Genomic DNA, 21334 nt, shown 5'->3' on the forward strand with positions numbered 1-21334 from the left:
CCCTAATAACATTCAGCAGTTGCATCTACCCCTTTTTCTTTGAAAATATTAACAATTTCTTTTATATCCTTTTTGGGGAGCATATCAAGTGGAAATTGGTAGTATTTAAAATTTTTATCAAGTATTTCAAGGTAAAGAAAAGCCCCCTTCCCTAAACTCGAACCAAAAGATACCTTCATTGTATCATCGTATTTAAATCCCCAGCTCTTTCTTCCAAGCAGGTTTCGAATAGTAAACGATTCATCTTTCATTTTCAGGTAATACATACGTTCCCAGTAGGTATATATAAAATATAACAATAAAGGAAGAAAACATAACAGCAGATGAAAAGTTGTTTCATTATGATAAACAATAAAACTGTAAACCATAAAAATTATAATTGCACCCAGAATAATTAAAGGGGAAATAATTGTAAAAAATGCTTGCATACCCGATTTCTGGTAGATAGAAACCTTAACTTTCGTATCAATTGGAGTGATTGGTTTGTAATTAAGAAATTGGATATTATTATCATGTAAATAAGTCAGAATTATCTTTATATCATGAAAACCAAATAGGGAAAAAGCCTTACGTTTTCCATCTTTAAAATGAAATATCATCACAGTGGGTCCACTTATCCCAATATATTTTCCTCTACCTTTTGGAACAGAATAATAGTAGTCTCTCATAAATTCGAATCCTTTAAGGTCGTTCAGGCATATTTTTGACTTGGGCAGAGCAAATAGATTATAGATTTGGATCACATCTTCCAGCAATCTAATTTTTCCGATTCCCTTCGAAAATGCATAAAAAAGGAGTGGAAACAACAGAAACAGATAAAGATAAACCATTAAAATTAACTCCTTAATGATTGCAAAAAGAAGGATGCAAGAGAGGAAAAGTACGACTACCCAAAATAGCCGGTATTTCCTACCAAGATAAAGAGTTATTGCTTTCATAATATCAAGGCTTTTGGGTTGAATACAAAGATTAAAATTCAGCTTTCATTCATGATAGCTACCAGAAGTTATCATTAAGAATAGTATATATAGTTACCAATTCATCTTTAATATTAATAAGGGATTTATCTACTTGAACATAGATTGGTTACTTTCCTGTACAAGAGAATTAAAAACCCTATTTCATTATTCAGAAAATCAATAAGAATTTAAAAAAAGTAGAGCCAAATAAGCTTATCTTTCATTATCTTTGTCCACTAAATAACTTCATTACGTAATTAATTAACACATTAAGATAAAAAGAGTTCGCTATGGAATATAATTTCAGGGAGATTGAGAAGAAATGGCAAAAACGATGGGCTGACCAAAAAACCTATCAGGTAACTGAAGATGAATCAAAGAAAAAGTTTTATGTACTAAACATGTTTCCTTATCCTTCGGGAGCAGGATTACATGTTGGACATCCGCTAGGATACATCGCATCTGATATTTATGCCCGTTACAAGCGTCTACAGGGATTCAATGTACTGAATCCGATGGGATATGACGCTTATGGATTGCCGGCTGAGCAATACGCCATCCAAACCGGACAACACCCTGCAATAACAACTGTAAATAACATCAACCGTTATCGTGAGCAATTAGATAAAATTGGTTTTTCATTCGACTGGAGTAGAGAGATACGTACCTGTGAACCGGATTATTATAAATGGACACAGTGGGCTTTCCAGCAAATGTTTAAACACTATTACGATAACGATGCAAAAAAAGCAGCTCCAATAACCGAACTGATCAATAGATTTGAAACCCTCGGTACTGAAGGGTTGAATGCTGCCTGTGGCGAAGAACTTTCGTTTACAGCCGAAGAATGGAAGGCTAAAAGTGAGAAAGAACAACAAAGTATCCTGCTTAACTACCGCATTGCCTACCTTGGAGACACAATGGTAAACTGGTGTCCGGCACTTGGAACTGTACTTGCAAACGATGAAGTTGTTGATGGAGTATCTGAACGTGGTGGTCACCCGGTTATTCAAAAAGTAATGCGTCAATGGTGCTTGCGTGTTTCTGCTTATGCACAACGTCTTCTCGATGGACTGGAAACTGTAGACTGGACCGATTCGTTGAAAGAGACGCAGAAAAACTGGATTGGTAGGAGTGAAGGTGCCGAAATGCAATTTAAGGTTAAAGATTCCGATATGGAATTCACCATCTTTACTACCCGTGCCGATACAATTTTTGGTGTAACCTTCATGGTTCTTGCTCCTGAAAGCGAACTGGTGGGCAAACTAACCACAGTTAAGCAGAAAGCAGAAGTTCAGTCTTATCTGGACGCTACAAAGAAAAGAACCGAACGCGAACGTATTGCCGACCGTAGGGTAACCGGCGTGTTCTCCGGATCGTATGCAATTAATCCTTTGACCCAGGAAGCTATTCCGGTATGGATCAGCGATTATGTATTAGCTGGATATGGTACCGGAGCTATCATGGCAGTACCGGCACACGATAGTCGTGACTATGCATTTGCTAAACATTTCGGACTGGAAATCCGTCCGTTGATTGAAGGCTGCGATGTTTCTGAAGATAGCTTTGATGCCAAGGAAGGAATCATGATTAACTCTCCAAGTCCCGAAAATGCAATCGAAGGCGGATTGGTACTTAACGGACTGACTATCAAGGAAGCTATTGCCAAAACCAAAGAATACATAAAGGAAAATAACCTGGGTAAAGTGAAGGTCAACTACCGTCTTCGTGATGCAATCTTCTCACGTCAGCGTTACTGGGGTGAACCATTCCCGGTATACTACAAAGAAGGAATGCCTTATATGCTTGATGAAGACAAGCTTCCATTGGAACTTCCTGAGGTAGACAAATTCCTTCCAACAGAAACAGGAGAACCACCACTGGGTCGTGCAACAAACTGGAAAACTGAAGAAGGGTATCCTCTTGAACTGAATACAATGCCGGGATTTGCAGGATCAAGCGCCTACTATCTACGTTATATGGATCCGCACAATTGCGAAGCACTGGTATCATCTAAGGCAAATGCATACTGGCAAAATGTGGATCTTTATGTAGGAGGAACCGAGCATGCTACCGGTCACTTGATTTATTCTCGTTTCTGGAATAAATTTCTGCATGATATCGGCGTTTCTATTAAAGAAGAACCTTTCCAGAAGCTGATTAACCAGGGAATGATTCAGGGAAGAAGTAATTTTGTTTATCGAATTAAAGATACCAATACATTTGTATCGCTCAACTTAAAAGATCAGTACGATGTAACTCCGTTGCACGTAGATGTAAATATTGTAAGTAATGATATTCTTGACCTGGAAGCATTCAAAAATTGGAATCCGGAATACAAAACTGCGGAATTCATTCTTGAAGATGGCAAGTACATCTGTGGTTGGGCTGTTGAAAAGATGAGTAAATCGATGTTCAACGTGGTAAATCCAGATATGATTGTTGAAAAATATGGTGCAGATACACTCAGATTGTATGAGATGTTCTTAGGTCCTGTTGAACAATCCAAGCCATGGGACACTAACGGCATTGACGGTGTTTACCGTTTCATCCGCAAATTCTGGCATCTATTCTATAGCAAAACCGGAGAATTCCAAGTTAAAGATGAACCTGCAACCAAAGAAGAACTGAAAGCAATTCATAAACTGATTAAGAAAGTATCAGCTGATATTGAGATGTTCTCATACAACACTTCAGTCAGTGCATTTATGATTTGTGTAAACGAGCTCTCTTCCTTGAAATGCAGCAAAAAAGAGATTCTCAACAACCTGGTTATCTTGTTGGCACCATTTGCTCCTCACATCAGTGAAGAGTTGTGGGAGACATTGGGTAATACAACCTCTGTTTGTGATGCACAATGGCCAGAATTAAATGAAGAATATCTAAAAGAAGATGTTGTGAACTATACAATCTCTTTCAATGGTAAAGCGCGATTCAACATGGAATTTGCAGCAGATGCAGACAATAATACCATACAGGAAAAAGTCCTTGCATCCGAAAACGCAATTAAATGGATTGAAGGCAAACCCATCAAGAAAGTGATTATCGTTCCTAAAAAGATTGTGAACATTGTTGTCTAATATTAAGAGCCAATATGGTAAAATTTAATAAAACTGATTTTTTAAGAGAATTAAAAGATTATTTTTTCATCAACTTAGGCTTAATTAGTTATGCAGTAGGTTGGGCAGCATTTTTACTGCCCTACCAAATAACAACCGGTGGTGTAACAGGTATTTCAGCAATAATTTACTACGCCACAGGTGTGCAGATTGAAATCAGTTATTTTATTATTAATGCCATCTTAATGACATTTGCAATAAGAATACTGGGACCTAAATTCAGTATAAAAACAACCTATGCCATCTTTGCACTAACCTTTTTTCTCTGGTTATTCCAGTTGATGATTGGAAATAAGCTGCTATTGGGACCAGGTCAGGATTTTATGGCCTGCGTAATTGGAGCTACCATGTGCGGAATAGGATTGGGGATAGTGTTTGTAAACAACGGTAGTACAGGAGGTACAGATATAATTGCCGCCATTGTCAATAAATACAAGGATGTAACCTTTGGACGTATGATTTTATACTGCGATGTGGTAATTATATGTTCATGCTATTTTATCTTTGATGACTGGAGAAGAGTATTATTCGGACTATCCACACTGGTTGTAATCAGCTATGTGCTCGACTTGATTGTGAATAGCGCCCGACAGTCAGTTCAATTTTTTATTTTCTCCAAGCATTACGAAAAGATTGCCGAAAGAATAGTTCAGGATCAACATCGTGGAGTAACCATCTTAGACGGAACAGGATGGTACACCAAAGAACGGGTGAAAGTTCTCTTTGTGCTAGCCAAAAAGAGTCAATCTATTGAAATATTCCGTCTGGTGAAAGATATTGATCCCGATGCTTTCGTATCGCAGAGTTCAGTAATTGGTGTGTATGGAGAAGGGTTTGAAAAGATCAAAGTGAAATAACCAGAATCCATAATTAATGAAAATAAAGACAGATAGTAAATATAAATGGGCAGATTTATTACTGATCATCTCTTGTATCAGTTCTCTACTCCCATTATTTTTACTATCTGTTTATAATAATCCGGCCAATGATGATTATACGTACGCATTAAGAGATGTCAATAGAAACATTTTCGACGTTATATTTCACACTTATCAAACCTGGTCCGGAAGATATTTTGCCACAGCGATTGGTCAATTAAATCCACTTACTTTCCATTCTTTGACTGCCTACAAAGCCTACCCTGTGGTGTTGCTTCTTTTCTTTTCTTTCTCCTTTTTCTATCTCTTTCATTCGCTATTTAAAGGAACTCTCAGCCGCTTGAAAATATGTTCAATCAGCATGTTTTTCATTCTATTGTTTTTATTTCAGACACCCAGTTCTTCAGAAGCGTTTTATTGGTTTTCAGGTTATGCAGCCTACACTGTTCCTGCAATACTCACTCTAATTTTGGGAGCAATCCTGATAAAAAAAAGAAATTTACTGCAACAAATTACTGCAGTCGCATTAACCATACTTATTATTGGCGGAAATGAGGTTTCAGCCTGTATTCTGTTTTCAATTCTATTGTTTATTAACATTGTCCCATATATCCAAAAAAATCAGATAAATAAACAAAATGCACTCTTATTATTTGTATCGGCTATTTGTCTGGCAATTGTAGTTTTATCTCCGGGAAATTCCATCAGATCTGAAGGAGAAACCACCTCTTGCAATCTTATCTGGACAATAGGTGGCAGCCTTTTGCAAAGTTTCTCTTGGTTTGTTGTCTGGGGACAAACGTTATTACTTGCTTCCATCGTTTATATTACACTCTTCGGTATAAAAATAGCAAATTCAGAGAATGAAAAGCTGAATAAACTTTTTAGTATCAAGTGGAAATATTTCATACTTTTCTTTTTCCTAACGCTTTTCTTAGCTCATATCCCACCATTCTGGGGACTTGGAACAGTGGTAATTGGTCGCATTGCCAATGTGATATACCTTTTCTTCATTTTTTCCTGGTTTTTTGGCATCCAGCTAATAATCAATAAGTACAAAAAACAAATTCCTTCACATAATAATTCTTATCTAAAATATCTTTATGCCACTGTCTTAGTTGCCTTTTTACTAAATAATGTATTCAATATCAATAATAATGTGGCAACATCATACGTTGATTTAATAACAGGAAGAGCTAGCAACTACAATGAGGAGTTAGAAAAAAGAAGAGTATTGATTGAAAACAATAATAATACTTCACAGGTTATTATGATTCCTGTAATTGATAATCTGCCCAAAACAATCTATTTCAACGATATCAGCAACGATGAAAATTACTGGGCCAACAGAAGTTACAAGGAATATTGGAATTGTAAAGCAAAAATAAAAAAGGAAGATAGAAAAGAGTATAGCTATTCAAATTTTGAAGCATTGAAACTTTTCGGGAAAAATATCAGAAACAATAAATTCAGCAGACAATGAACATGAAAAATAAACTTGTTTTCGCAACAAATAATCGCCATAAACTAGAAGAAGTGTCGCACATTCTAAATGATAAAGTTGAGATACTTAGTTTAAAAGATATCAATTGCGATGTGGATATCCCGGAAACGGCAGATAATCTGGAAGGGAATGCATTTTTAAAAGCACAGTACGTGCATGAAAATTACGGATTCAACTGTTTCGCAGATGATACCGGTCTCGAAATTGAAGCTCTCAATAATGCACCAGGAGTCTACTCGGCCCGGTATGCCGGCACCGATAAAAGCTCCGAAGCAAACATGCTCAAAGTTTTAAAGGAACTGGAAGGAATCGAAAACAGAAAAGCGCAGTTCAGAACAGCCATTTCTCTGATTATAGGTGGTGAGTCTTATCTTTTTGAAGGAATAATCAAAGGAACTATCATCAAGGAAAAAAGAGGAAATGCAGGTTTTGGGTACGACCCGATTTTCATGCCGGAAGGTTATGATAAGACATTTGCTGAATTAGGGAACGAAATAAAAAATAAAATCAGCCACCGTGCTCTGGCAATCAATAAGCTATGTGATTTCTTAAAAGAGTTCGATTATGAAAAAACTGGTCTTTAGTCTTATCCTATGCTTAATCACCATCTCCTTATCGGCACAAATGGCGATAGGAGAGTGGGGTGTTCATCTGGCATATCACAATGTTACCCAAACTGCTCCTGCAGGTAATTTAATTTATGCAATAAGTGACGGATCTCTTTTTTCTTATGATAAAAAAGATCAAAGCATCAGCTTATATAACAAAGTAACTGTTTTAAGCGATAACAATATCAGCTACATTAAATACAGCAACATTCATAAAACGCTGATTATTGTATACAAGAACTATAACATCGATCTTTTTTCTAACGGAGAAGTGTACAATATCCCTGATTTAATGAATAAAACCATGAGTCAGGACAAAACTGTGAATAGTATCAATATAGTTGGCGATTATGCCTATTTTTCTACAAATTTCGGAATATTGATATTGAATCTAAAAAAGAAAGAGATAACCAATACATTCATTTTAAATAAAAAAGTATATTCTTCTTCAATTCAGAATAATACAATCTATGCTGCAACCGATAAAGGTTTATTCAAAGGTGATTTATCCAATAATCTGCTGGATAATAATAGCTGGATATTAGCAAATACAACAGTATTCTCCCAGTTTTTACTATTCGAGAATAAACTTATAGGTAACGTACCTTTTGATGGAATTTATGAATATAGCAATGATACAAACACTTTAACCAAAAAGGTAGGAGGGTATTATTCTTTTGGAGATGTATATGATGATAAAATGATCTTTGGAAATTATAATTCTATCATCATTTTTGATCATTTCAACTCCTTTAACTACATGAATTTATCCTATACATTCAGTAATTTGTCTTATACAAAGGATGATAATTCTTATTGGGGAAGTAATGGCAGTGATGGATTGAACGGATATAAACTCAATTCAGATTATAAACTTGAAAAAAGTATTAGTTCAATCGTACCCGACAGTCCTCAAAGAAATCTTCCTTACTACATGACATTTAGTAAAAACAGACTACTGATCTGTGGAGGAGGAATGACTTATGACAGACTGAATAATCCGGGAACAATCATGATGTATGAGGATAATAAATGGAATAGTTTTCAGGAGGATGGTATTAAAGAGGTTACCGGATTGGATTATAAAGATATAACCTCTGTAATTCAGGATCCTAATGACCCGGAACATCATTTCGCCACATCAGGGGGAGAAGGGGTGTACGAATTCAGAAATCTGAAATTCGTAAAACTATATGATTACACAAACAGTAGTCTGAAATCCATTTTTTCAAATAATCCCAATTACATAAGAACCAACGGGCTTCAATATGATAAAAATCATAATCTATGGATGGTTAACTCCAACGTAGACAATATAATCAATGTATTAAAAGACGACGGCAACTGGATTAGTTTCCATCATTCAGAGATCAGTGGAAAACCTACTTTTGAACGAATAATTTTCGATAAGAGAGGATGGGCTTGGGTTACTTCTATGCGATATTCACCCGGAGTATTTTGCTTCAATACAAACGGAACTCTCGAAGATACCAGCGATGATAAAACCCGGTTTATAGGATCATTTGTGAATCAAGATGGAACTAATCTTGGTGAGCTTAGAATACTTTCCATTGCCGAAGATAAAAACGGAGCAATATGGATTGGAACAGAAAAAGGACCTCTTGTAATCAACAATCCAACCAAGTTTTTTGATAACGACTTCTATTGTACTCAAGTAAAAGTTCCCCGCAATGACGGAACTAATTTAGCGGACTTCCTGTTGGCAAACGAAAAAATAACTGCTATTTGTATCGACGGAGCCAATCGCAAATGGATAGGAACCGAAACTAACGGTATATTCTTATTAAGTCAAGATGGATTGGAAACCATACACCACTTTAATACCATCAACAGTCCGCTATTATCTGATAAAATACAGTCATTGGCAATCAATCCAAATACAGGAGAAGTATTTATTGGTACCGACCAGGGGCTAATGTCGTATATGAGCGATGCAACCGAAGGAGGAGCAAGCTTCTCAGAAACCGCACACGCTTTTCCCAACCCGGTTCGCCCCGATTATACAGGTGTAATTACTGTAACCGGACTAATTCGTGACAGCGATGTGAAGATTACTGATATCAAAGGAAACCTTATCTGTACCGGAACATCGGTAGGTGGGCAATTTACCTGGGATGGTAGGAATTCCAAAGGTCAACGAGTTGCATCAGGTGTCTATCTGGTTCTGGCTGCTGATGCAGAAGGGAAAGAGGGTATTGCCACCAAAATATTGATAATCAAATAAGTTTATTATCAGCATACAAAAATTAGAAGTAAGCTTCATATCCATGTCCATTTTTACCATAAAAGATTAGCCATCTAGCTAACGAATAAACAATATGGAGCTTACTTTCAATACTATTTTCATCTGTTTCAGGCGGCATTCTTTGCTCTTTTAAGTATTGCAGTTTATTATCTTTTGCTATTTTATCAGCTGCAGACATTAATCTATTTCCATAATCTAGTGCATCTCCGGCCAATTTAGTGTACCAAGCCTCATTTACTAAATCTTCTCCTATCAAATCAATACAATCCTGCATAAATTCTCCTCTAAAAACATTTCTATCCTGTTCCATAGAAGCATATACAGGTATACCATCTAATTCTTTGGCTAATTCGATCACATAATATCCTTCGTAATCTTTAATAAAATTCTCCTCCGAAAGTTTATTATCACTCTCCCTATATTTTTGTTTTATCCAATCGTTAGCTTCTTTATCTCTCCCAACTCTTGGCGCTTTTATTGTATCATATGAAGCAATTTGAATATCAAACCATTCTTTCAGTAATTCATCTTCAGAAAGTAGTTTCTTACCTTTAAGTCGGTCTATAAAACTAATTTTCTGCTTTTCTTTTCCTTCAATAATTCTGTAAATTTGATGATATCTTTGTTCAAATCCCTGTTTGGGTTTCCCCATTGGTATCATGTCTAATCCCATATGTTTAAATGTTTTTTAGTATCAATGATTCGGTTTATACAAATATAATATTTTTATCATTATAAATATCCTATTTAGCAATATACTAAAGATATAAGATAAAGAATAAAAATTAAATTATGGAGAAAGACAAAACATATTATGAATAATATAGTTTTATTTTTTTTGTCAATATATGCATTTATTCAGGAGTAAATATAAGATAATTTAATTAGATATATATTAAATTATAAACCATATTATAAAAAAATACTAATCTTAGTTATAACATAAATGAACACCTCCCATGAAAGTCTAGAAATGGATTATTAAATAAATAACAATATTAAATCATCAGTATTATCTTTATAATACAATATATAAATGTAATAATAAATTATAAAATATAATTATAGATGAGAACAGAATAAATAAGGTGTTTTAAAAGGAATTTGATAGAAGTAAAAACTATTATTGTTTATTGAGGAAGAAATGAACACATATAAAAATAGGCTGTTGGTTTCATTTTATCAACAGCCTATTCATATATTATGATCGTAATTTATAAACCTAGTTTTTCAGAAATATTCAGCATTCGTTTGATCGGTTTAACCGCTTCTTTTGAAATTTCAGGATCCACCTCGATAGTTGGCCATTCATGTTTCAAGCAGTTATATAACTTTTGCATGGTATTCAACCGCATGAAATTACATTCATTGCATGCACAGGTACTATCGTTTGGAGGAGCAGGGATAAAGTTTTTATCAGGACACTCCTTGCGCATTTCGTGAATGATACCCGATTCTGTAGCCACGATAAAGTTCTTTTTATCCGATTTAACGGCGAATTTCAAGATTGCTGCAGTAGAACCCACAAAATCGGCCAGAGTCAATACTGCGCTCTTACATTCCGGATGTGCCAGAACAAGAGCATCGGGATATAGCTTCTTCAATTCAACAATCTTTTCAACAGAGAATTGTTCATGTACATGGCAAGCTCCATCCCACAATAACATATTTCTGTGGGTGACAGAATTGATATAATTCCCCAGGTTTCTATCGGGACCAAAGATTAATTTCTGTTCTTTCGGAAAACTTTCCACTATCTGCTTGGCATTTGTGGAAGTAACTACAATATCTGTCACCGCTTTAACTGCAGCTGTTGTATTTACATACGATATTACTGTATGGTCAGGGTGTTCTTTAACAAACTGTGCAAACTTATCAGCCGGACAGCTGTCGGCCAACGAACAGCCTGCATTCAAATCAGGAACCAGTACTTTCTTATCCGGACAAAGAATCTTAGCCGTTTCACCCATAAAGTGAACACCGCAAAGCACAATGATATCTGCCTTTGTCTTTGCAGCCCATTGTGCTAGAGCCAGACTGTCGCCTACATAATCGGCGATATCCTGAATTTCACCGGGCTGGTAGTAGTGAGCCAGAATCACAGCATTCTTTTCTTTCCTTAAAGAATCAATTGCAGCATTAAGATCCATTGAAGGATCGATCGCTTCATCTGCAAATCCCTTTTTCAACCATTCTTCTTTAACCATTATATTATATATTAATTCTCTATTTCTAATTTTAAAAATCTAATGATAGTAATAATAGGCTGTTAATAGTGTTGGTAAATAAATATGTTTTTACTTGCTTTTAAAGTTGTTAGTCTACGGCAGAAAGTTATCCAATGGTTTTAAACATGTATAATCTTTATATAACTATTGATTATAAGCCATATAATATCTATAATCAGAATTTCATTAACACCCTGTTAATACAATGCAAAGTTAAGAACTTTAGAAGAATTTGTTTCTTAATAAGGGGTAAAAAGATGTTTAAAATGGTATATAAACTTTTAGCTAACTTATTTGGAGAGTTTATTTTAATCGTTGCATAATTCTTTTTATGAAATATCCTAGAACTTTTTATAAAAATGTTTGCCCTTAGTTTGAATAGCTTTTAAACAGTTATAAACATGGTATTGTGAATTGTTACTATCTTTGTGCTGAAATAAACATTAACCGGTATGCGCAAACTAAAAATAACAGAATTAAACCGTATAAATGCTGAAGAGTTTAAAGAAGCCAGGAAGTTACCTCTCATAGTTGTATTAGATGAAATAAGGAGTTTACACAATATTGGTTCCGTATTTCGCACTTCAGATGCTTTCAGAATTGAATCCATCTATCTATGTGGAATTACTGCCACCCCTCCTCATCCCGAAATGCATAAAACAGCTCTTGGGGCCGAATATACTGTCGATTGGAAGTATTTCAAGAATACACTTGATGCTGTTGATAAGTTGAAAAATGATGGATATACTGTTTATTCCATAGAACAAGCCGAAGGAAGTACTATGTTGGATGAGCTCAAACTGGATCCTACAAAGAAATACGCCATTATCATGGGAAATGAAGTAAAAGGGGTAAAACAGGAAGTTATTAACAACAGTGATGGATGCATTGAGATTCCACAATATGGAACCAAGCACTCGTTGAATGTTTCGGTAACAACCGGAATCGTTATCTGGGACTTTTTTAACAAGCTTAAATCTGACCGTTTAGAGCTAGAGTAATAACTCGTTCGGTCAGACTATCGTCTTTAACAGCATTATATTCTTTTTTCAGACTTGCACCAAATATACTTGCAAATGTCTGATAGAATCCAGCTTTAAAGCTTCCCATAAAAGCTTTGATAATTTCATAGGAAGACTGGTTACACTCCCTGTCAACCAGTTTAATAAGTAGTTTCCCCTGACTGAAGGATAGTTTTTTGAATTGGGCTGTATATTGCTCTTTCAACCCTTTTTCCACTCTTTTAATATGGGCATCCTTTGCTTTTTGATTAGGTAGTGTTTCGAGGTATTCGTAAGTTTCGATGATGGTATTATGAATCATAATGGAGAGCGGAAGTACTTTCTTCACATTATAAACCAACCGATAGTATTCTTGCCACTCTTTTGTTGTCTTAAAATTGAGTGGAGGGTATATATAGATATTTCGTAATTGCACAAAAGGGATAGTATCACCCTGATACACGCAGGCTTCCACCCACTGTATCTCGGGTTTAGTCTGCAATTGTTGCGCTTTTGACATGGAAAAGCAAAACAGTGCGGCGCAGAACAACATCCCAGTTTTCAACACTCTTTTCACAGCTGCAAAATTAATTGAATAAATTAATAATAAATCATTTTATAGATAAATTAATCGGGTTCTACTTGATAAGGATTTATATTTAACTTATATTCGCACAATGTTGTACCTTTTTTATAAAGTATTTAAAAATTAATTTATGAAAAACTTACTGCTAGGTGTTTTTATCCTCCTATTGTTTCCCTTTACCTTTTGTTATGCCCTTGAAACCGATCGTTATATTAATGCTCGTGCTTATTCTATGGGAAAAACAGCGTCAGTTATATCCGGTTTTCTAAATCCTGCAACTTCCGGTTATTTTTCTTCCAGATATTTTTCAATGGAGTATCTGAATCGTTATGGAGTAAAAGAATTATCCTCATTTGCTGTTATGCTAAATTACCCAAATAACTACCTTAATAGTGGGGTCTATTTTTCAAGATACGGATTTGATGCATATAATGAACAGTTGGCAAGCATCAATTTTTATAAGAAACTCTCTCCGTTGATAAGTTTAGGAGGAAGAGTTAATTATTTGGGAGTTCATTATTCCGATCAGGAACAAGATGCGGTTGCTGTTACCGGTGACATGGGTATATTATTGCACCCGGTTGAAAATCTCCATTTTTCTTTGTTAGTAATGAATCCACTTCGTAGTGAGATAAAAATGGAGGATGAAACCCGCGAATTGGCGAATGTTTTTCTATTGGGATTAAGTTATCAACCGGAGAGCCGATTTTTGTTAACAACAGAGATTGAAAAGGATTTCAACCGCTCGGTCATTTATAAATTAGGTATGGAATATACACCTATCAAGCAGTTGTCCTTTCGCACTGGTATGTGGACCAAGCCATTTACCCCCAGTTTTGGTGTGGGAATCAAGTTGTCTCCTGTTAATATCGATTTGGCTTTCAGCAACCATCCGGTATTGGGTTTTAATTCCTGTTGTGCTTTACAATTTAATTTTTAGGAGATGGAGGTACGGCAAAGACTATTTCTTGTTGTTATAACTCTATTTTACTTTTATCTGCCGATATCTGCTCAGATAGATAATGTTACCGATTGGGAGGATTTGGCAGAGGAGATGGTTTCTGAGGATGAAGAAGAAGATAAAGGTTGGGTAAATTGGCAGGAGGATTTAAATTACCTGAAAGAAAACCCGCTCAATCTGAATCAGATAACCAAGGAACAGTTAGAACAGTTTCCTTTTCTTTCCGCCCTTCAAATCGAGTACCTGCTTTACTACCTTTATCTAAATGCTCCAATGAAAAGCATATATGAATTACAGTTGGTTGAAGAGTTGGACAGGCAGACCATTCAGTATCTGTTGCCCTATGTCTTTGTTGGAGAACCTGAAAAGAAAGAAAAGATTCCTTCCTGGAATGACCTGTTAAATTACGGGAAGCATGAGATATTAACAAGGTTCGATATACCCCTTTATATGAAAAAAGGGTTTACTAAAAATGAAGACAGCTTATCAACACCAGATGTGAATAAACGGTTCATAGGCAGTTCATACTATCATTCCCTGCGCTATTCATTTCAGTATAAAGACCTCTTAATTTGTGGATTAACTGCAGAAAAAGATTGTGGAGAACCTTTTCAACGGAGAGTTGATAACTTAGGATACGACTATTTATCGTTCTATTTATTAGTCCGAAATTTGGGAAAACTGAAAACTTTGGCATTGGGAAATTACAGATTAAGTTTCGGTCATGGCTTGGTTATTAACAGCAATTATTCACTGGGTAAAAGCTCCTCTATATCCACCATGGAATCCAAATCTACCGGTATCAAAAAACACTCTTCTACTGACGAGTATAACTACTTTCAAGGGATGGCGGCTACTTTTAAGCAGGACGATTTTTCATTTACGGGTTTTTATTCATACCGCAATCTGGATGGAATTGTAACCGATGGAGTTCTCTCTTCTATAAAAAAAGATGGCTTGCACCGCATCCCCAGGGATGTGGAAAGGAGGAATGCGGCAACTGTTCAACTGACGGGAGGTAACATCGGTTATTCTTTTCATAATCTCAAAGTTGGGATAACGGGAATCTATTATTTCTTTGATAAACGCTACGAACCGGAACTTCGACCCTATAATTACTATTACCTGCGTGGGAAAGAATTCTTTAATCTGGGAGTCGATTATAAGTATAGATGGAATAAAGTTCTTTTTTCAGGAGAAACAGCTGTTGGAAAGAGTGGAGGAATAGCCACACTCAATTCAGTGGCATTTTCCCCTGCAAAAGGATATCAGCTACTTTTGCTTCAGCGATTTTATGCCAAAGATTACAAGGCACTTTATGCCCGCTCTATCTCTGAAGGAAGTTCTGTTCAAAACGAAAATGGATTTTATCTGGGTGTGGAGTCGGCTCCTCGTAAATATTGGAAACTCTCTGCATATGTTGATTTCTTTCGTTTTCCATGGTTACGTTACGAAGCCGACAGGCCATCCTCCGGTTTCGATGGGTTATTGCAGTCCACTTATACACCTAAGACAAACCTAACAATGTTTTTGCGTTATCGTTATAAATCGAAAGATAAGAATTATACGCCTGAAAAATCAGGTCAGAAAGAGGTGTGCCCATTTATTCAGCAAAAGGTAAAATATCAGGTCGTATATACAATGTATAAATCACTTCTTTTTAAAACAACTGCCGATTGGGTTTGGACTAACCCGCAAGGGGTGAATGCCAAACATGGTTATCTGATTTTTCAAAATATTTCCTATCAACTTTCCAGTTTACCCATTCGGTTTGATCTTAGTTACGGCATGTTCGACACTGACGATTATTCCACCCGAATATCTGGCTACGAACGAAACTTGCTCTATGCCTATTCGCTAATGACTTTTTACGGTAAGGGTGTTCGCTTTGCCTTTAATACACGCTATGACTTCAATCGGAAACTGATGTTGATGGCAAAACTGGGACAAACAAGGTACACTGATCGCGATGAAATTGGTTCGGGACTGGATACCATATTCGACAATGCAAAGACAGACATTTATCTACAGCTTCGATGGAAATTTTAAAAGTAAATAGAACAATTTGCCATCTGTATCAATTATCTTTGCCTCAGAAAATTAAAATCGTATGTCAACAATTATATTTCCTTCACCAATTTTTGGTCCCGTTCATTCACGTCGTTTAGGTGTATCATTAGGAGTTAATCTTTTACCTGCAGATGGGAAAGTTTGTTCGTTTGATTGTATCTATTGCGAATGCGGATTAAATGCCGAGCGTAGACCCAAACAACCCTTGCCCACCCGTGAAGAGGTTCGTACAGCTCTCGAAGAAAAGCTGAAAGATATGCAGGTAAATGGTCCTTCACCCGACGTGCTTACCTTTGCCGGCAATGGAGAACCTACGGCACATCCTCAGTTTGCAGAGATTATAGATGATACCATTGAGCTTCGGAATCACTATTTTCCTAAAGCAAAAGTGAGTGTGCTCAGCAACTCCACCTTTATCAATCGACCGGGAGTATTCGAAGCGCTGATGAAGGTAGATAATAATATTCTGAAGCTTGATACAGTCAATGAAGATTATATCAGAATGGTCGATCGGCCCTCTGGAAGTTTTAATCTCCGTGAAATTATTGAGCGTATGAAGGATTTCAAAGGACATGTAATCATTCAGACCATGTTTATAAAAGGAACCTGTTGGGGTGAGAGTGTTGACAATACAGGAGATGATTTTGTGCTTCCCTGGCTTGAGGTAGTCGAAGCAATAGCTCCTTCGCAGGTGATGATTTATACAATTGATAGGGCAACTCCGGATAAACATCTAAAAAAAGCTACCCATATAGAGTTGGATCGTATTCTTGAAATGCTAAATAGTAAAGGGATTTCTGCCTCTGCTTCTTATTAATACAAAACAATCAACGGTAAGCTTCCCCAATAAAAGTCATAACATTCAATTTGGAAGAATAGTAAAAGATCCATTTTCAACCCACAAAAGAGGTTGAAAATGGATCTTTTTATTCTGAAGTTGTATACTGTAGTTTTTTCAGATTATGTAGGTTAGTTTAAATACCCTCTTAATTTTCTTTTATTTCTTGTCAATCAGTTCCTGAGCTCTTGCTAGTGCAAGAGTGATATGGCTGCAAATATTCTCTTTTCCCAGAAGATCATTAAATCCAGATTTTTCCAACACTTCGTGCACCCTGTCATTTACTCCGGAAAGAACAACCTCAATGTTTTCTTTCTTCGACATGCGACAAAGGTTTGTCAGGTTATGAACTCCGGTAGAGTCAATAAACGGAACCTTTCTCATCCGGATGATACGTACTTTTGGATGATCTTCCAGTTGTACCATCTGTTCCTCGAATTTATTTGCTATTCCAAAATAGAAAGGACCATTGATTTCATAAACTTCTACACCTTCAGGTATTTTAATCGGTTCCTCGGCAACTTCACCAACCTCACCTACAACGGCAGGTTCAATTTCTTCCGTGATAACCGATAGATTGGTAGTTTCTGCAACCCGTCTCATAAATAGCAGACAGGCTATTACAATACCTACTTCGATGGCTACTGTCAGGTCGATGATAATGGTCAGAAAGAAAGTGATTAGTAATACGGCAATATCCGATTTTGGATTTTTCAGCAAAGCCTTGAACGTTCTCCATTCACTCATATTGTAAGATACAATTACAAGTACACCAGCTAAACAGGCCATTGGTATGTGTTTTGTCAACGGGCCGAGGCATATCAAAATCAGCAGAAGCACTCCGGCATGAATCAATCCGGCAACCGGACTTTTACCTCCGTTGTTAATATTGGTCATGGTACGGGCAATAGCTCCTGTTGCAGGTATACCGCCAAATAAAGGTGTTATCAAATTGGCAGCACCTTGAGCTATAAGTTCCTGATTCGAATCATGTTTGTCTCCTGTTACACCATCGGCAACAGTTGCTGAAAGCAGTGATTCTATTGCACCCAAAATCGCAATAGTTATCGCTGCTGGGAAAAGCCCTTTAATTACTTCCCACGACATAGCAGGAACTTGAGCCTGGGGTAATGAGGCGTTGATGGTAAAACGGTCGCCAATTGTCTCGATTGAAGTGATACCTGCATAAGTTCTCATCAAGTATGCGAAAATAGTCATCACAATTATGGCAATCAGTGATCCCGGAATCTTTTTAGAGAACTTAGGTGTATAAGCAATGATCAGTATACTTAATAACCCCACTAATGTAGGCCATAGACTGATGGTTGAAAAATCCTGGAAATAGGCTCCCCATTTTGAAAGAAAATCGGCAGGCACAATGTGCATTTTCAATCCGAAAAGGTCTTTTATCTGAGTTGTGAAAATTGTTACCGCAATACCACTGGTAAATCCAACTACAATTGGGTAGGGGATATACTTAATGATAGTTCCCAGTTTAAAGACTCCCAGGATAATCAATAATAATCCGGCCATTATGGTTGCTACAATCAGCCCCTTTTCTCCGTATTGTTGGATGATTCCATAAACAATAACGATAAAGGCGCCAGTAGGTCCACCTATCTGGACTTTTGATCCCCCTAAGAATGAGATAATAAAACCAGCAATGATAGCTGTGATAATTCCTTTTTCAGGTGAAACACCCGATGCAATACCAAATGCAATTGCCAGAGGAAGCGCTACTATACCAACGATAATTCCAGCCATTAAATCGGAAAGGAATGTCTCTTTGGAGTAGTTTTTCAAAGCAGTGTATAGCTTTGGTTTGAATTCAAACGTTTTCATTTTATTTATTCGATATGTATAGTTAATTTCGCTAAATTCTTGACTATTAAAACGAGTAGACGCAAAAGTACATAAAAAATGTAAATGAATTATGTTTAACAACATATTTTTTCAACGAAACTATTTGAAAATCATTTTCTGAATGATTTTTCTAATTTAGAAAAAATTGATTTTCAAACTAAAAAAAGTATATTTGTGTTATAACAATATCGATGCTAAGATAGTTTACAACTTAAATAAGATGATTATGGCTAAAAGTATCAAAGGAACTCAAACGGAGAAGAATTTAATGCAATCTTTTGCAGGTGAATCGCAAGCAAGAATGCGTTATACCTATTTTGCAAGTGCGGCAAAGAAAGAGGGTTTTGAACAGATTGCTGCAATTTTCCAGGAAACTGCCGATCAGGAAAAAGAGCATGCTAAGCGTATGTTTAAGTTTCTGGAAGGTGGTATGGTAGAAATTACTGCCAGTTTCCCAGCGGGTGTCATAGGAAAAACAGTAGATAACTTACAGGCTGCAGCAGCAGGCGAGCACGAAGAGTGGTCTGAGCTTTATCCATCATTTGCCGATGTGGCCGAAAAAGAAGGATTCCCCCAAATCGCTGCCATGTATCGCAGCATATCCGTGGCTGAAAAAGGACACGAAGAGAGATACCGTGCTTTCGTAAAGAACATTGAAACAGCTTCTGTGTTTGCCAAAGAGGGTGAAGTTGTTTGGCAATGTCGCAATTGCGGTTACATACATGTAGGAAAAGAAGCACCGGAAGTTTGTCCGGCATGCATTCATCCTCAGGCTCATTTTGAAGTAATGAAAGAGAATTATTAATTTCTTCTGTTCAAAAAGGATAGAAAATTTGATAAAGTATTCATTTGGGAAACCTGTATTGATCTTGTGATACTGTCAACTAGTGAAATCAAGTAATTACAGAAAACGCTTTAAGTTAGAGCCCCCGTGGAAATATTTAAAAAGAGGGTTGTTCCGATTTATGGAACAACCCTTTTTCTTTCTTCATCCTTGCCCATTTTCCTCATAAAAATAATTTTTAGAAGTCACGCAAGTCGCGCAAGTCACTCAGGTTAGCTGTAATTTATTGTGCATCAATGGTGTATGGGTGCGTGACTTCCGTTGAAAAAGCGTGTGACTTTGCATAAGTCACGCAGCTTTGTTTATATTGTACAATTTGAATACCTTATATAAAAAATGTTTGCAAGTCCTTATTCCCATTGAGCATAAGTTTAATTACTTGTTAATTATACATTACAAATAAAAACACTTACTATTCAATGTGAAATTTATGAATAGGCTCATGTTGGAATATAAAATATTTCTTCTAATCATATTTCTACATTCATTTGCGTAAACCTTTAAAATTGAAATCGAAAATATAAACAAATATAGGATTGATATAATAAATTATATTGATACATTTGTACTCATTCAAAAAACAATGTTGTATTTATTGATATTCGATGGCAAAATAATACTTTATAATATTTATATCTTTTTATTTTTACTATAATAAATCAATTATTAATCAATAATATTTTATGAAAATAAAATTCTTACTTGTATTTGTTTTGATTCCTTTTATTACTTTCGCTCAAGAGATTCAGCCTGATTCGTTAAAATCGTCTGAAAAAAGTTGGAAATTTGCTGCAGGGGTAAGTTTATTAAGCAACATAAATCATACTAGGCAACAAGAAGCACAACCCATTGAATTAAATTTCAGATACAATATTAAAAACAAACATACACTGCGTTTAGGTATCCCTTTAACATTAAATCATAAGATATTTGGTGAACCGGAAGTTTCATCGGGGCATACAGTAGGTGAAATGCCTGCACTAGATTATATAAAGAATATGAAGGATGGAGATTTATATCCTTTTTACAATTCATTTTATAAAACATTAAAAAATGAATATAGTTTATATGGAATCTCTGTTGGATATGATTACAGTTATAAACTCATGGAAAATCTTTCTGCCTTTGCCGGAGCGGATTTAGAATTTTGTCATTTCTCGGCTAATGCAAAATATTATAATATACATTATATTAATATGAGCGATAATTACATGGCTTCTATGACGTCTGTTATTTTTATAAATAGAAACATTAATTCTAATGCGTATATGTGTAGACCGCTGCTAGGAGTTCGTTATCAATTTCAAAGATTATTAATTGAAGGGAATCTGGGATACAGCTTTAATAAAAGAAAGTTCTATGGTGACATGACATTAGATCTAGGCTATCAAGGTGGCAATAATGAAATCAGGAAACATAAATTCGGAGGATATGTATATAATGAGAAACAATTTAATTACAACATTAATATATCGTACATATTTAAATAATCATTTTTAGTTGTGTAAATAAAACTGCGTTGTGCTTTATTTACAGAATTTCATTGGTTTGTGATATGGAGGCATTTATAATCCTTATGATGCATCTGATTATAACGATAGACAGAATA

Annotated in this window: 16 protein-coding genes; 11 read left to right on the top strand and 5 right to left on the bottom strand. The window is 35.8% G+C overall.

Annotated features, from left to right (window positions below; all coding sequences use genetic code 11):
- Positions 1–2: 2 nt before the first annotated feature.
- Entirely contained in the window at positions 3–668 is a 666-nt protein-coding gene (locus ABWU87_RS11670; RefSeq protein ID WP_353330908.1) for a hypothetical protein, read from the bottom strand.
- Positions 669–1249: 581 nt separating this feature from the next.
- Between ABWU87_RS11670 and leuS the strand changes: the two genes are divergently transcribed.
- Genes leuS through ABWU87_RS11695 form a run of 5 tightly spaced genes read left to right on the top strand, consistent with a single transcriptional unit; the run spans position 1250 to position 9313 of the window.
- Positions 1250–4039, top strand: coding sequence for a leucine--tRNA ligase (leuS, locus tag ABWU87_RS11675; protein WP_353330910.1), 2790 nt, complete (start codon positions 1250–1252; stop codon positions 4037–4039).
- Between the two features lie 14 nt (positions 4040–4053).
- Positions 4054–4935 (top strand): YitT family protein, encoded by an 882-nt coding sequence (locus ABWU87_RS11680; protein ID WP_353330912.1) that lies wholly within the window; start codon positions 4054–4056, stop codon positions 4933–4935.
- 16 nt (positions 4936–4951) lie between these two features.
- Complete coding sequence (locus tag ABWU87_RS11685) at positions 4952–6439, top strand: DUF6056 family protein (protein ID WP_353330914.1); 1488 nt, start codon at positions 4952–4954, stop codon at positions 6437–6439.
- Positions 6440–6441: 2 nt separating this feature from the next.
- Positions 6442–7044: a non-canonical purine NTP diphosphatase gene (locus ABWU87_RS11690; RefSeq protein ID WP_353334461.1), complete on the top strand. Its 603-nt coding sequence runs from the start codon at positions 6442–6444 to the stop codon at positions 7042–7044.
- Complete coding sequence (locus ABWU87_RS11695; RefSeq protein ID WP_353330916.1) at positions 7025–9313, top strand: two-component regulator propeller domain-containing protein; 2289 nt, start codon at positions 7025–7027, stop codon at positions 9311–9313. Before ABWU87_RS11690 ends, ABWU87_RS11695 begins: the two co-directional genes overlap by 20 nt.
- Before the next feature lie 22 nt (positions 9314–9335).
- Here ABWU87_RS11695 and ABWU87_RS11700 read toward each other — a convergent pair whose 3' ends face one another.
- Positions 9336–10007, bottom strand: coding sequence for a hypothetical protein (locus tag ABWU87_RS11700; protein ID WP_353330918.1), 672 nt, complete (start codon positions 10005–10007; stop codon positions 9336–9338).
- Positions 10008–10548: 541 nt separating this feature from the next.
- Entirely contained in the window at positions 10549–11541 is a 993-nt protein-coding gene (gene nadA / locus ABWU87_RS11705) for a quinolinate synthase NadA (protein ID WP_353330920.1), read from the bottom strand.
- Between the two features lie 473 nt (positions 11542–12014).
- On the opposite strand from nadA, the gene ABWU87_RS11710 reads away from it, so the two are divergent.
- Positions 12015–12563: an RNA methyltransferase gene (locus ABWU87_RS11710; protein WP_353330922.1), complete on the top strand. Its 549-nt coding sequence runs from the start codon at positions 12015–12017 to the stop codon at positions 12561–12563.
- On the opposite strand, the gene ABWU87_RS11715 is transcribed toward ABWU87_RS11710, so the two are convergent.
- Entirely contained in the window at positions 12535–13116 is a 582-nt protein-coding gene (locus tag ABWU87_RS11715; protein ID WP_434533924.1) for a DUF4294 domain-containing protein, read from the bottom strand. The genes ABWU87_RS11710 and ABWU87_RS11715 overlap by 29 nt on opposite strands.
- Positions 13117–13279: 163 nt before the next feature.
- On the opposite strand from ABWU87_RS11715, the gene ABWU87_RS11720 reads away from it, so the two are divergent.
- The 3 genes from ABWU87_RS11720 to ABWU87_RS11730 all read left to right on the top strand — a co-directional run bounded on the left by ABWU87_RS11720 (position 13280) and on the right by ABWU87_RS11730 (position 16997).
- Entirely contained in the window at positions 13280–14089 is an 810-nt protein-coding gene (locus ABWU87_RS11720; protein ID WP_353330924.1) for a hypothetical protein, read from the top strand.
- A 3-nt stretch (positions 14090–14092) separates the two neighbouring features.
- Positions 14093–16159 carry a helix-hairpin-helix domain-containing protein gene (locus ABWU87_RS11725; protein ID WP_353330925.1) on the top strand — a complete coding sequence of 689 codons (2067 nt, stop codon included), beginning with the start codon at positions 14093–14095 and terminating at the stop codon, positions 16157–16159.
- Between the two features lie 61 nt (positions 16160–16220).
- Positions 16221–16997, top strand: coding sequence for a radical SAM protein (locus ABWU87_RS11730; protein WP_353330927.1), 777 nt, complete (start codon positions 16221–16223; stop codon positions 16995–16997).
- A 180-nt stretch (positions 16998–17177) separates the two neighbouring features.
- Here ABWU87_RS11730 and ABWU87_RS11735 read toward each other — a convergent pair whose 3' ends face one another.
- Positions 17178–18860: a SulP family inorganic anion transporter gene (locus tag ABWU87_RS11735; RefSeq protein ID WP_353330929.1), complete on the bottom strand. Its 1683-nt coding sequence runs from the start codon at positions 18858–18860 to the stop codon at positions 17178–17180.
- A 247-nt stretch (positions 18861–19107) separates the two neighbouring features.
- Here ABWU87_RS11735 and rbr point away from each other — a divergent pair, with 247 nt between their 5' ends.
- Together rbr and ABWU87_RS11745 are read left to right on the top strand one after the other, a co-directional pair.
- On the top strand, positions 19108–19686 hold the full coding sequence (gene rbr / locus ABWU87_RS11740) for a rubrerythrin (protein ID WP_353330931.1): 579 nt from the start codon (positions 19108–19110) through the stop codon (positions 19684–19686).
- Positions 19687–20408: 722 nt separating this feature from the next.
- Complete coding sequence (locus ABWU87_RS11745) at positions 20409–21215, top strand: hypothetical protein (protein ID WP_353330933.1); 807 nt, start codon at positions 20409–20411, stop codon at positions 21213–21215.
- The last annotated feature ends 119 nt before the right edge of the window (positions 21216–21334 follow it).

Source organism: Bacteroides sedimenti (assembly GCF_040365225.1).
Lineage (GTDB): Bacteria > Bacteroidota > Bacteroidia > Bacteroidales > Bacteroidaceae > Bacteroides > Bacteroides sedimenti.

Excerpts from the sequence above, each read along its gene's own strand:
- ABWU87_RS11670 (WP_353330908.1), bottom strand. The coding sequence starts at position 668 with ATGAGAGACTACTATTATTCTGTTCCAAAAGGTAGAGGAAAATATATT.
- leuS (WP_353330910.1), top strand. The coding sequence starts at position 1,250 with ATGGAATATAATTTCAGGGAGATTGAGAAGAAATGGCAAAAACGATGG.
- ABWU87_RS11680 (WP_353330912.1), top strand. The coding sequence starts at position 4,054 with ATGGTAAAATTTAATAAAACTGATTTTTTAAGAGAATTAAAAGATTAT.
- ABWU87_RS11685 (WP_353330914.1), top strand. The coding sequence starts at position 4,952 with ATGAAAATAAAGACAGATAGTAAATATAAATGGGCAGATTTATTACTG.
- ABWU87_RS11690 (WP_353334461.1), top strand. The coding sequence starts at position 6,442 with ATGAAAAATAAACTTGTTTTCGCAACAAATAATCGCCATAAACTAGAA.
- ABWU87_RS11695 (WP_353330916.1), top strand. The coding sequence starts at position 7,025 with ATGAAAAAACTGGTCTTTAGTCTTATCCTATGCTTAATCACCATCTCC.
- ABWU87_RS11700 (WP_353330918.1), bottom strand. The coding sequence starts at position 10,007 with ATGGGATTAGACATGATACCAATGGGGAAACCCAAACAGGGATTTGAA.
- nadA (WP_353330920.1), bottom strand. The coding sequence starts at position 11,541 with ATGGTTAAAGAAGAATGGTTGAAAAAGGGATTTGCAGATGAAGCGATC.
- ABWU87_RS11710 (WP_353330922.1), top strand. The coding sequence starts at position 12,015 with ATGCGCAAACTAAAAATAACAGAATTAAACCGTATAAATGCTGAAGAG.
- ABWU87_RS11715 (WP_434533924.1), bottom strand. The coding sequence starts at position 13,116 with ATGTTGTTCTGCGCCGCACTGTTTTGCTTTTCCATGTCAAAAGCGCAA.
- ABWU87_RS11720 (WP_353330924.1), top strand. The coding sequence starts at position 13,280 with ATGAAAAACTTACTGCTAGGTGTTTTTATCCTCCTATTGTTTCCCTTT.
- ABWU87_RS11725 (WP_353330925.1), top strand. The coding sequence starts at position 14,093 with ATGGAGGTACGGCAAAGACTATTTCTTGTTGTTATAACTCTATTTTAC.
- ABWU87_RS11730 (WP_353330927.1), top strand. The coding sequence starts at position 16,221 with ATGTCAACAATTATATTTCCTTCACCAATTTTTGGTCCCGTTCATTCA.
- ABWU87_RS11735 (WP_353330929.1), bottom strand. The coding sequence starts at position 18,860 with ATGAAAACGTTTGAATTCAAACCAAAGCTATACACTGCTTTGAAAAAC.
- rbr (WP_353330931.1), top strand. The coding sequence starts at position 19,108 with ATGGCTAAAAGTATCAAAGGAACTCAAACGGAGAAGAATTTAATGCAA.
- ABWU87_RS11745 (WP_353330933.1), top strand. The coding sequence starts at position 20,409 with ATGAAAATAAAATTCTTACTTGTATTTGTTTTGATTCCTTTTATTACT.